This window comes from Ruegeria sp. AF7, assembly GCF_056541885.1.
Genome location: NZ_JBQFYX010000022.1, coordinates 1 through 12,081, shown reverse-complemented (window position 1 = coordinate 12,081; position 12,081 = coordinate 1). Strand labels below are relative to the sequence as shown.

Sequence of the window (12,081 nt, the reverse complement as noted above, 5' to 3'; positions counted from 1 at the left end):
AGCCCTGCACCATAATATCAGGAACAGAAATTTACGGAGACGTTGATGTCCTGGAATATTTGCGTAATCGGGGCTGGCAAGATCGGTCAGATGATCGCGACGCTGCTGAGGGCCTCGCCAAACTATACAGTGACTGTGGCTGACCATGACCTGAAAGCACTGGGTGAAATCACAAGGCTTGGGATTGGAACAAAGCAGATTGATGCCCGGGATGCGGATCGTCTGGCAAAGGAGCTGACCGGGTTTAACGCCGTGGTATCAGCGGCACCGTTCTTTCTTACCCCAAACATTGCCAAGGCCGCCAAAGAGGCGGGCGCGCATTATTTTGACCTAACCGAAGACGTCGCGGCCACCGAGGCCGTACGCCAGCTGGCCGAAGGCAGTGAGACGGCTTTCATGCCGCAATGTGGTCTGGCACCTGGTTTTGTGGGTATCTCCGGAGCCGCGCTTGCCGCAGAGTTTGATGAGCTGGACAGCCTGCATATGCGGGTGGGCGCGCTGCCGCTTTATCCGACCAATGCACTGAAGTACAATCTGACCTGGTCGACCGATGGGTTAATCAACGAGTACTGCAATCCCTGCGACGCCATTGTGAACGGCAAACTGGTCAAGACCGCGCCGCTGGAAGATTACGAGATTCTGGGTCACGATGGCGTGGAATACGAATGCTTCAACACCTCGGGCGGGTTGGGCACGCTGCCGGAAACACTGGAAGGCAAGGCGCGGGCCGTGTCTTATCGCACGATCCGGTATCCCGGCCATTGTGAAATCCTGAAACTGTTGCTGCACGATCTGGGACTGGAACGCCGCCGCGATCTGCTGAAAGAGATCTTCGAGACCGCCCTGCCCCGCACCGATCAGGACGTTGTGCTGGTCTATTGCACGGCCAAGGGCATGATCAACGGCGTTCTGCGCGAGAAATCTCTGATCAACAAGAGCTTTTCCCGCACCATCAACGGACAGGTCTGGAGTGCCATTCAGGTCACCACAGCTGCGGGTATTCTGGGCGTTGTTGACCTGATGCGCACCGGCACGCTGCCTTCGAAAGGGTTCGTCCGGCAGGAACAGGTTAAACTGAACGACTTCCTGAATACGGAATTTGGCCAGCTGTATCGTGCTGGTGACGTGACCCGGCAGAACAAGGCGGCCTGAGATATGAAAGACATCGTAATGACAGCCCAAACCACGCTTGCAAATCTGGATCTGACGGATGCTGCATTGAAGGGCGGCACTCTGAAGGTGACGTCGCCGATTGACGGCTGCCTGCTGGCCGAAGTGCACGAAACTCGGGCCACCGAAATGGACGCGATCATTGCCCGCGCCAAAAACGCGTTCAAGGCGTGGCGCGTTGTGCCGGCCCCGCGTCGGGGCGAATTGATCCGCCTGCTGGGCGAAGAGCTGCGCGCGGCCAAGGACGAACTGGGCGCGCTTGTCAGCTGGGAGGCCGGCAAGATCACCTCCGAAGGTCTGGGCGAAGTGCAGGAGATGATCGACATCTGCGACTTTGCCGTTGGTCTGTCGCGTCAGCTTTATGGTCTGACCATCGCGTCGGAACGCCCAGGTCACCGGATGATGGAAACCTGGCATCCGGCGGGTCCGGTCGGGGTGATCTCGGCCTTCAATTTCCCAGTTGCGGTCTGGTCGTGGAATGCCGCTTTGGCACTGGTCTGTGGCGATCCGGTGATCTGGAAACCGTCCGAGAAGACCCCGCTGACAGCGATGGCCTGCCAGAAGATCTTTGAACGCGCGCTGGTGCGGTTTGGCGATGCCCCCGAAGGGTTGCTTCAGGTCCTGATCGGTGGCGCGGAGTTGGGCGAGGCGCTGGTGGCCAGCGAAGATGTTCCGATCATCTCGGCCACAGGGTCCACACGAATGGGCCGTGCGGTTGCGCCCATTGTTGCGGCACGCTTTGGCAAGTGCATTCTGGAGCTGGGTGGCAACAACGCGATGATCGTCGGCCCTTCGGCGGATCTGGAAATGGCCGTGCGCGCCATTGTCTTCTCGGCCGTTGGGACCGCCGGTCAGCGCTGTACCACGCTGCGCCGTCTGATCGTGCACAACTCGATCCGCGAGGAACTGGTGAGCCGCCTGAAAAAGGCTTATGCTGGTCTGCCCATCGGCAATCCGCTGTCTGAGGGCACGTTGATCGGGCCACTGGTGGATGAGGCATCGGGTGCCGCCATGACATCCGCACTGGAGGCCGCAAGGGCCGAAGGCGGCACCGTGTTTGGCGGTGAACGCGTGACCGAAGGGCTTCCTGCGGGTGTCTATATGCAGCCCGCAATTGTCGAAATGCCCGGCCAAAGCGCGGTCGTGAAAACCGAAACTTTCGCGCCGATCCTTTATGTTATGGGCTACGACGACTTTGACGATGCGATCCAGATTCAAAACGATGTGCCGCAAGGGCTGTCATCCTGTGTGTTCACGCTGAACATGCGCGAGGCCGAGCAGTTTCTGACTGCGGCGGGGTCGGATTGCGGTATTGCCAACGTCAACATAGGCCCCTCGGGCGCCGAGATCGGTGGCGCATTCGGAGGCGAGAAAGAAACCGGTGGCGGACGCGAAAGCGGCTCGGACGCGTGGAAAGCCTATATGCGCCGCCAGACCAACACCGTGAACTACTCGGCAGAGCTCCCGCTGGCGCAGGGTGTCAAATTCGACATCTGAACCAGCGCGCAAACTGACGGGCAATCTGATCCCCCCGGAGCTTTGATGTTTCGGGGGGATCGCTTTTGTCGTGCAGGGTTTGGCACTGGCAGGCTGAAGCAGGCACAAAACCGGTGGTTCTTGACGAAATCCCTGCCGTGCGGCATGTGATGTCGCTGGGGGGGGAACGGCATGTCCGATAGGGTCAGATGGCCCGACACGGCATGTATGAACAGGTTAAGCGTCCGAGTGGCCCCGATGGCTGGCTGCTTTTATACCGGAAGGTAAGTAAGATATGTGCCCTGCACCCGTTGATGCAGAGACCCCGCGCGGGTTCATCATCCCGATCGGCGGCGGCGAAGACCGCGTCAAGGAAATGCAGATTCACCGCAAGTTCGTTGAGCTGTCTGGTGGTCCTGATGCCGATATTGTCGTGATCCCGACGGCCTCGATGTTGGAAGAGACCGGACCGGATTACAATCGCATCTTTTCCGAGCTGGGCGCGGGCAAGGTCGAATTTCTGCCCATCTCGTGGCGTGCTGATTGCGACAATCCCGATTATGCCGAGATGCTGGACCGCGCTACAGGGATATTCATGACCGGCGGCAACCAGCTGCGGCTGTCGGCGATTCTGGGTGGCACACTTGTGGCGCAGAAAATTCGGCGCCGGAATGCGGCCGGTGTGCCGGTTGCCGGCACTTCAGCCGGGGCGTCGATCATGTCCGAACACATGGTGGCCGGGGGCAGCAGCAACTCGGCTCCGGCTGAGGGCAATATCACGCTGGCTCCGGGCATGGGTTTGACCAACGCCGTCATCATCGACCAGCACTTCACACAACGCAATCGGCTGGGACGTTTGCTAACCGCTTCATCTTTCAACCCTTTTTTGATCGGACTGGGTATCGACGAAGACACGGCAGCCTTCATCGGACCCGATAATGTCCTTGAAGTCGTGGGCAGCGGATCGGTTACCGTCGTGGACGCCAGTCATCTGACCCATTCATCGATGTGGGACGCGCGCCGCGGCGAAGCGCTGAGCCTGCTTGGACTTCGGCTTGACGTTCTGGGCGAAGGGTGCCGTTATGATCTGACGGCTCGCCAGGCTTTTCCGCCGGATGAGCATTTGGCGTTCTGCACATTGCCGGACATGTCCGGTCAAGAGGCCGCCAGCGGGGAGAAAACAAAAAGCTAACCAGCGGGGAGCCTCATGAAAATAATCTCGACCAATGTCTTTGTCGGCCCGAATGTCTGGGCAAGTTTTCCGGTCATTCGCCACGTCATCGATCTGGGAATTCTGGAAGAATGGCCCTCGGCAAGGATTGGTTCCGAGTTTATTGACGCCTTGATCAAGGCGCTTCCCGGTCTGGCGGAACATGGCTGCTCTTATCGCGAACCCGGCGGCTTCATCCGCCGCCTGCGCGAGGATGAAGGCACCTGGCTGGGACATGTGCTGGAACATTGCGCCATCGAAGTGCAGAACGTGGCCGGATCCGACGTTACCTTTGGCCGTACGCGCGGCACAGGTGAGCCGGGCCAGTACAATATGGTTTATGAATACCGCCAGCGCGACGTCGGTCTGGATGCGGGCAATCTGGCGATGCGGTTGCTGATGCATCTGCTGCCGCAATCCCTGAAAGATCAGGTGGATTACGAATTCGACCCGGACTTCAACTGGGATGAAGAACTGCGCAGCTTTGTTCTGCGGGCGCAACGCAAGGAATTTGGCCCGTCAACCGGATCGCTGGTCAAGGCGGCGCAGGAACGCGACATTCCGTGGATCAGGCTGAACTCGGGATCGCTTGTGCAATTTGGGCACGGCAAGTTTCAGAAACGCATTCAGGCGACGATTACGTCCGAGACCAAGCATATCTCGGTCGAGATTTCCTGCGACAAGGAAGACACCCATAACCTGCTGAACGATCTTGGCCTGCCGGTTCCGCAGCAGCGCATGGTCTATTCGGCCCGCGAGGCCGTGCGCGCTGCCGCGCGGATCGGGTTTCCCGTGGTGGTCAAGCCCTTGGACGCCAACCATGGGCGCGGCGTTTCGATCAATCTGAATTCCGATGCCGAGGTCGAGGCAGGCTTTGCCGAGGCCAAAGAGCATTCGCGCAGCCGCGCCATTCTGGTTGAAAGCTTCATCACCGGATTTGATCACCGGATGCTGGTCGTGAACGACAAACTGGTTGCGGTGGCCAAACGCGTCCCCGGCCATGTGACAGGCGACGGCACTCATACGATTGCTGAACTGGTCGACATCGTGAACCAGGACCCGCGCCGGGGCATCGGGCACGAAAAAGTACTGACCAGGCTTGAGCTGGACAATCAGGCAAACCGCCTGATGGAGAATGCGGGCGTGACGGAAGACACTGTCTTGCCCGAGGGCGAGGTTTTCTATCTGCGCTCGACCGCGAACCTGTCAACGGGCGGCACCGCCATCGACCTGACCGACGTGGTGCATCCTGACAACCGCGACATGGCCGAACGCGCCATCATGGCCGTCGGGCTGGATGTGGGCGGTGTCGATTTCCTGATCGACGATATCACCAAATCCTACAAGGATATCGGTGGCGCGATTGTCGAAGTAAACGCCGCACCCGGTTTCCGGATGCATGTGGCCCCGTCCGAAGGTCAGCCGCGCGATGTGGCGGGCAAGGTCATCGATATGCTGTTCCCCGCCAATGAACAGACCCGCATCCCGATTGCGGCCATCACCGGCACCAACGGCAAGACGACCACGTCGCGGATGCTGGGTCATATCATGAAAACCAGCGGCAAGATCGTTGGCATGACCTCGACCGACGGCGTCTATGTGGATGGCAAGCTGAGCGTCAAGGGGGATATGACCGGCCCGAAATCGGCGCAGATCGTCCTGCGTGATCCGATGGTCGATTTTGCGGTGATGGAAACCGCGCGGGGCGGGCTGGTGCGCTCGGGTCTGGGCTATCAACGCTCGAACGTGGCGGCCTGTCTGAACGTCTCGGCAGATCATCTGGGTCTGGGCGGGATCAACACGGTCGAGGAGCTGGCCGTCGTCAAACGGGTGGTGGTGGAAAGCGCGACCGATACGGCCGTGCTGAACGCAGACGACATCAATTGTCTGAAGATGGCCGATTACGCCGGGGCGGATCAGATCTTCTATGTCACGACCAACCCCGGCCACAGTCTGGTCAAGGAACATATCAAGACAGGGGGCAAGGCCATCGTGCTGGAAAAAGGCATGAATGGCGACATGCTGACCATCTATGACAAAGGGCTTCACATCCCCGTTCTGTGGTCGCATCTGATCCCTGCCACGCTTGAGGGCAAGGCGATCTTCAACGTGCAAAACGCCATGGTCGCGGCGGCCATGTCCTATAGCTTTGGGGTCGATCTGGACAATATCCGGCATGGTCTGCGCACTTTCGACACCAGTTATTTCCAGGCGCCGGGGCGGATGAATGTCTATGATGAACATCCTTTCAAGGTGATCCTTGATTACGGCCACAACCCGGCCGCGCTGAAGGCGATGGCCGCTTTGGCCGATCAGTTGGAGGTCAAGGGCCGCAGGCTGTGCGTTGTTGCGATGCCCGGCGACCGGCGCGATGAAGACATTGTTGATGGGGCCGCAGCGCTGGCCGGGCATTTTGACCACTTCATCTGCAAGGCAGACGACCGCCGCCGGGGTCGCGGGCATGACGAAGTGCCGCAAATGATGCGGCAGGCCCTGATCGATTGCGGGACGCCGGACGACGTGATCTCGATCATTCCGGATGAGGTTGAGGCCGTGACTACAGCGCTGGAGATGGCGGCACCGGGCGATCTGCTGGTGATCTTCGGAGATGACACCACACGCTGCTGGAAACAGATCATCTACTTCAATTCCGATGGCGAAACCTCTGAAACCGAGGCGACACCCGGGACCAGCCCCGCCGACACCACGTTCGAGGACATGTTCGACAGCGATCAGAACCTGATCCGGGACGAACGCGGCGTAAGACTGGCGCGTGACATCAGCGAAGACGCGGATTGAGCGGAGGTACCGGAATGGACCGGATCGAAGAGCTTGAAACCGCGCTGACCATCGAAAGCGCGACCGCTGATCATATTCAGGTGGATGACGCGCGGCGCCTGACCGGCCCCGGCCTGTTATGGGATTACCCCGGCGCGGTGATGGACGTGTTTTTCACTGATATCGACCCCGCGCAGGTCATTGCACTGTGGGAAATACACGCCCGGCGCGTTCTGGATGCGCTTGGCTGGCAGGATCAGGCACTGACCCACCGAACCTTCACCGGTGGTGTCAATCTGGCGATCTCGGCACCGATGGATCAGCTTTATTCCGCGATCTTTGCGGCGCAGACCGCCTGGCATTTCTGCGCGGCAGAGTTGTTGGAGGCCACGCCGGGCGATTTTGATCAGATGATCCGGGACGTCAAAGGCGTCATGGCGAAGGAGGCCAATCCTGCGCTGATCGCCCTGATCGCGGCCGCCGAGGCGCATGGTGTGGATATCCTGTGCGACGATGACGAGATTTCCATCGGGCATGGCACCGGCAGTCAAGTCTGGCCTGTCAACGCACTGCCCGCCCCGGATAACGTTGACTGGCCCTCCCTTCACAACATCCCCGTCGCCTTCATCACCGGAACCAATGGCAAGACCACCACGACCCGGTTGCTGGAGGCCATCGCCCGCGCATCGGGCAAGGTCGCGGGGCTGACCTCGACCGAGTTTGTGCGCGTGGGTGATGATATTCTGGATCGCGGCGACTATTCCGGCCCCGGCGGAGGGCGGATGTTGCTGCGCGACAAGCGGCTTGAAATCGGCTGCCTTGAAGTGGCCCGTGGGGGTATCCTGCGTCGCGGCCTGCCGACGCGTGCGGCCATGGCCGCCACTGTCACCAACGTGGCGAACGATCATCTGGGGCAATACGGCGTCAACACGGTGCCCGAGCTGGCTCAGGCGAAATTCGCCGTGCACCGGACACTGACCAAGGGCGGCGTTCTGGCCCTGAATGCCGATGATCCTTTTGTCCGTGCCGAGGCCGAAAACACGGCGGCAAATATCTGGTGGTTTTCACTGGATGCCGGGAATGATCTGATCCGTCGGGCGCGCGACGCGGGAACATGCTGCGCCTATGTCTCGCAGGGCAATATCGTCTTTTTCGACGGCCGGTCCGAGCATACGGTCATTGCCGTGTCCGTCGTGCCCCTGACCATGGGCGGGGTCGCGAAATACAACATCCTGAACGCTCTGGCGGCTATGTGCCTTGCGCTGGCATTGAAACTGCCGCTTGAGGCGGTGCGGCAAGGGTTGGCCGGGTTCAAGCCGGATGCCAAGGACAATCCGGGTCGCTGTAACGAATTCCGGTACAACGGCGCTCAGGTTTTCGTGGATTTCGCACATAATCCGCATTCGATTTCTGCCGTGTGCGATGCGCTGTCGGCCCTGCCGGCAAAACGGAGGTTCATCATGCTCAGCCATGCCGGAGACCGCTCGGATCAGGACATTCGGGACGTCACCGCAACCGCGTTGAACTTCCAACCCGACGTGGTCGTTGCTGCCGAACTGGAAGGGTATCTGAGGGGCCGCTCAATGGGAGAGATACCGGACCTGATCGAAAAGTCTGCCTTGGAACAGGGATATAACAAGACCCAGATCCAAAGGGCCGCATCCCCGTCCGAGGCCGCCGCGATGATCCTGAAACTGGTGGAACCGGGCGATCTAGCCTTGCTGCTGGTTCTGTCGGAACGCGACGCCGTGCTTGAGATGCTGGACCAACAGGCGACCTAGCGGGTTGAAGGACCAGTAAAACAACGAACCGCCACCTCCGGCTGCGGTCAACTGAGCAGCAATTTGCGTATCGCCCTTGCATTGACATCCAGCCTGGCAATACTCGCCTAACACAGGCAACAGGTTGTTGAGGTTGGGTGATATGGAGATTGAGCAGACGGGTTTGTCGGGTGTGTTGGTTATTCGCCCGCAGCGGCATGGGGATTTGCGGGGTTTTTTTTCTGAAAGCTGGAACAAGGCGCGGCTGGAAGAGGCTGGGGTTGTGTTGCCGGAGTTTGTGCAGGACAACCATTCGTTGTCGTCCGCGGTGGGGACATTGCGCGGCCTGCATTTTCAGGCGCCCCCGCATGCGCAGGGCAAATTGGTGCGGGCGGGCCGGGGCGCGCTTTATGATGTCGCTGTCGATATCCGCAAGGGATCGCCGACCTATGGGCAATCTTTCGGCATCGAGCTCAGCTTTGAGAACGGGCGACAGCTTTGGGTGCCGGCGGGTTTTGCCCATGGTTTTGTGACGTTAGAGCCCGACACCGAAATCTGCTACAAATGTACCAGCTTTTACAATGCGGATGCCGATGGGGGTGTGCGCTGGGACAGCTGTGGTATTGATTGGCCCTTGCAGGGGAACCCGGTGCTGAGCGACAAGGACAGGATTGCGCCTGCGCTGGCCGATTTTGACAGCCCGTTTGTTTACGAAGGATAGAATATGAAACTGTTGGTGACAGGTGGTGCGGGTTTCATCGGGTCCGCGGTCGTGCGGCGTGCCATTGCGGACGGACATCAGGTCGTGAACCTTGATGCGCTGACCTATGCGGCCTGCCTCGACAATGTTGCCGAGGTTGCAGAGAACCCGAACTATGCCTTTGTTCACGCAGATATCCGCGACCCTGCGGCCCTGAAGGCGGTGTTTGCCGAACATGCGCCTGATGCGGTGATGCACCTGGCGGCGGAATCCCATGTTGACCGGTCCATCGACGGGCCGGGGGCTTTCATCGAAACCAATGTCCTGGGCACATACAACATGCTGGAGGCGGCGCGCAGCTATTGGGCCGGACAGGGAAAACCGGACACTTTCAGGTTCCACCATATCTCGACCGATGAAGTCTTTGGCAGCCTGGGCCCCACCGGCCAGTTCACCGAGGATACCCCCTATGATCCGCGGTCTCCCTATTCCGCGTCGAAAGCCTCCAGCGATCATCTGGTCCGGGCCTGGCACGAGACCTATGGCCTGCCGGTGGTGCTGACCAACTGTTCGAACAATTACGGGCCCTATCATTTCCCTGAAAAGCTGATCCCTGTTGTGATCCTGAACGCAATCGCGGGCAAGGCGCTGCCGATCTATGGCGACGGCTCGAATGTTCGCGACTGGCTGTATGTCGAGGATCACGCCGACGCGCTTTTGCTGGTGGTGCAAAAGGGGGCTGTCGGCCGGTCCTATAACATCGGTGGCGAGAACGAGCGCAGCAATCTGGAACTGGTGCAGACGCTGTGCGCGATCCTGGACGACCTGCGCCCGAAACCGCAGGGGCTCTATGCGGACCAGATCACCTTTGTCACAGACCGCCCCGGGCATGATGCGCGTTACGCCATCGATCCCTCGCGGATGCGCAACGAAATGAACTGGCGCCCATCCGTGACGGTAGAGGAGGGTCTGCGCAGAACGGTTGAATGGTACCTGAACAATGAAGAGTGGTGGCGGTCTTTACAGAACCGGTCCGGCGTTGGCGAACGGCTGGGGGTCAGCGCGTGAAACTTCTGGTCTTCGGGGCGACCGGTCAGCTGGGCCGGGAACTGATCCGGTGTGGCGGGGAAATCTCGGTTGAAGCGCTTGGGCGCGACAAGGCGGATTTTACCGATCCTGAAGGGTGCGCGGCCCTGGTTCGCAACACCGACGCGGATGCGGTGATCAACGCCGCCGCATATACCGCCGTCGACAAGGCCGAAGCGGAGGAAGACCTTGCCCTGCTGATCAACGGAACCACGCCCACGGCGCTGGCCAAAGCCGCGGCCGGGCGCGGGGTGCCGTTTGTTCAGGTCTCGACAGATTATGTGTTTGACGGGGTGGGCACGGCCCCGTTTCCGCCCGACCACGCGACCGGCCCGCTGGGCGCCTATGGGCGCACCAAGCTGGCAGGCGAGGCCGGTGTGATTGCGGCGGGCGGACCCCATGCAATCATACGAACCTCTTGGGTGGTGTCGTCACATGGGCATAACTTCGTCAAAACCATGCTGCGCCTCGGCAAAGAGCGTGACCGCCTGACAATTGTCGCAGACCAGATTGGCGGGCCAACCCCGGCATCGGCACTGGCCGAGGCCTGTATCGGCGCGGCCCGTGCCCTTTTGACAAACCCGGATGAAAAGACCGGAATTTACCATTGCGGCGGTGGCCCTGATGTCAGCTGGGCCGATTTTGCGCGCGAGATCTTCGATCAGGCCGGCATCGACTGCGATGTCGAAGACATCCCGTCCAGCGCATACCCGACCCCCGCGAAACGCCCCCTGAACAGCCGCCTGGACTGCACGACACTGACAACGGACCTGGGCGTGCCCCGTCCGGATTGGAAGGCGGGCCTGCACAGCATACTTGAAGACCTTGGAGAACTCGGCACATGACGACCCGGAACGGCAAGAAACGCAAAGGTATCATTCTGGCAGGCGGGTCAGGCACCCGACTTTATCCGATCACGATGGGCGTCTCGAAACAGCTTTTACCCATCTATGACAAGCCGATGATCTATTACCCCCTTTCGGTGCTGATGCTGGCCGGGATCCGCGACATCGCGATGATCACGACGCCGCAGGATCAGGAGCAGTTTCAGCGCCTGTTGGGTGACGGAAGCCAATGGGGTCTGTCCCTGACCTGGATTGTTCAACCTTCTCCTGACGGGTTGGCGCAAGCCTATATTCTGGCCGAAGATTTTCTGGATGGTGCCCCCTCGGCCATGGTGCTGGGCGACAACATCTTCTTTGGGCACGGCCTGCCCGAGATCCTGCAATCGGCAGACGCCAAAGAGACCGGAGGCACCGTCTTCGGCTATCGGGTCGCTGATCCCGAACGCTACGGGGTCGTGGCCTATGACGAGGCTGGCGCCGTCACCCAGATTGTCGAGAAACCCCAAGTGCCGCCATCGAACTACGCCGTGACCGGGCTGTATTTTCTGGACGGCTCTGCCCCTGAACGCGCCCGCGCCGTAAAACCGTCTGCACGCGGCGAGCTTGAGATTGTCACCTTGCTTGAAATGTACCTTGAGGCCGGGTTGCTCAGCGTCAACCGCATGGGGCGCGGCTATGCCTGGCTGGATACCGGAACCCATGCAAGCCTGCTGGACGCCGGAAACTTCGTGCGCACGCTTCAGGACAGGCAAGGCCTGCAAACCGGATCACCCGACGAAATCGCCCATACGCTGGGCTGGATCAACGACCACGACCTCGAAGCCCGCGCCCGCAAATTCGGCAAAAACGAATACGGAAAATACCTCAAAAACCTGCTCAACCATTAGCCGTTCAATAGCGGTATTGGCTTGGTTTAGTTTTTTGGTTTTGGTTGCGGGTTTGTGTGTGAGGTCTTATTTAGCGTGTTTGGATGTTGGGATGGGTTGGTGTGCCGCAGGGTTGCATCTGTCCTTTAGGCGCGGCGGGATATGGGGTATCTGGGCGTGCGCACCGTTT

General features: G+C 59.9%; 9 protein-coding genes. All 9 read left to right on the top strand.

Annotated elements, in window-relative coordinates; all coding sequences use genetic code 11:
* The first annotated feature begins 45 nt into the window (after window positions 1–45).
* The 9 genes from ACR0AP_RS19205 (at window position 46) to rfbA (ending at window position 11,912) form a co-directional block, all read left to right on the top strand.
* Window positions 46–1,152: a saccharopine dehydrogenase family protein gene (locus tag ACR0AP_RS19205; protein ID WP_480508683.1), complete on the top strand. Its 1,107-nt coding sequence runs from the start codon at window positions 46–48 to the stop codon at window positions 1,150–1,152.
* 3 nt (window positions 1,153–1,155) lie between these two features.
* Window positions 1,156–2,667, top strand: a complete 1,512-nt coding sequence (amaB, locus tag ACR0AP_RS19200; RefSeq protein ID WP_480508681.1) for an L-piperidine-6-carboxylate dehydrogenase — start codon at window positions 1,156–1,158, stop codon at window positions 2,665–2,667.
* 274 nt (window positions 2,668–2,941) lie between these two features.
* Window positions 2,942–3,838, top strand: a complete 897-nt coding sequence (locus tag ACR0AP_RS19195; RefSeq protein WP_480508679.1) for a cyanophycinase — start codon at window positions 2,942–2,944, stop codon at window positions 3,836–3,838.
* A gap of 15 nt (window positions 3,839–3,853) precedes the next feature.
* A complete protein-coding gene (gene cphA / locus ACR0AP_RS19190) occupies window positions 3,854–6,655 on the top strand; it encodes a cyanophycin synthetase (protein ID WP_480508677.1) in 2,802 nt (933 codons plus the stop codon).
* 14 nt (window positions 6,656–6,669) lie between these two features.
* Window positions 6,670–8,415, top strand: coding sequence for a Mur ligase family protein (locus ACR0AP_RS19185; protein WP_480508675.1), 1,746 nt, complete (start codon window positions 6,670–6,672; stop codon window positions 8,413–8,415).
* Window positions 8,416–8,557: 142 nt separating this feature from the next.
* Entirely contained in the window at window positions 8,558–9,115 is a 558-nt protein-coding gene (rfbC, locus tag ACR0AP_RS19180; RefSeq protein WP_209508312.1) for a dTDP-4-dehydrorhamnose 3,5-epimerase, read from the top strand.
* 3 nt (window positions 9,116–9,118) lie between these two features.
* The gene (gene rfbB / locus ACR0AP_RS19175) at window positions 9,119–10,162 is read left to right on the top strand and encodes a dTDP-glucose 4,6-dehydratase (RefSeq protein ID WP_480508673.1); all 1,044 of its coding nucleotides are present in this window, start codon (window positions 9,119–9,121) and stop codon (window positions 10,160–10,162) included.
* The gene (rfbD, locus tag ACR0AP_RS19170) at window positions 10,159–11,025 is read left to right on the top strand and encodes a dTDP-4-dehydrorhamnose reductase (RefSeq protein ID WP_480508671.1); all 867 of its coding nucleotides are present in this window, start codon (window positions 10,159–10,161) and stop codon (window positions 11,023–11,025) included. The genes rfbB and rfbD overlap by 4 nt, the downstream gene beginning before the upstream one ends.
* Window positions 11,022–11,912: a glucose-1-phosphate thymidylyltransferase RfbA gene (gene rfbA / locus ACR0AP_RS19165; RefSeq protein WP_480508669.1), complete on the top strand. Its 891-nt coding sequence runs from the start codon at window positions 11,022–11,024 to the stop codon at window positions 11,910–11,912. The genes rfbD and rfbA overlap by 4 nt, the downstream gene beginning before the upstream one ends.
* Window positions 11,913–12,081: the final 169 nt, after the last annotated feature.

What these genes read in the sequence shown, in the direction of transcription:
- amaB (WP_480508681.1), top strand. Translation starts at nt 1,156, where the DNA reads ATGAAAGACATCGTAATGACAGCCCAAACCACGCTTGCAAATCTGGAT.
- cphA (WP_480508677.1), top strand. Translation starts at nt 3,854, where the DNA reads ATGAAAATAATCTCGACCAATGTCTTTGTCGGCCCGAATGTCTGGGCA.
- ACR0AP_RS19195 (WP_480508679.1), top strand. Translation starts at nt 2,942, where the DNA reads ATGTGCCCTGCACCCGTTGATGCAGAGACCCCGCGCGGGTTCATCATC.
- rfbA (WP_480508669.1), top strand. Translation starts at nt 11,022, where the DNA reads ATGACGACCCGGAACGGCAAGAAACGCAAAGGTATCATTCTGGCAGGC.
- rfbB (WP_480508673.1), top strand. Translation starts at nt 9,119, where the DNA reads ATGAAACTGTTGGTGACAGGTGGTGCGGGTTTCATCGGGTCCGCGGTC.
- ACR0AP_RS19205 (WP_480508683.1), top strand. Translation starts at nt 46, where the DNA reads ATGTCCTGGAATATTTGCGTAATCGGGGCTGGCAAGATCGGTCAGATG.
- rfbC (WP_209508312.1), top strand. Translation starts at nt 8,558, where the DNA reads ATGGAGATTGAGCAGACGGGTTTGTCGGGTGTGTTGGTTATTCGCCCG.
- ACR0AP_RS19185 (WP_480508675.1), top strand. Translation starts at nt 6,670, where the DNA reads ATGGACCGGATCGAAGAGCTTGAAACCGCGCTGACCATCGAAAGCGCG.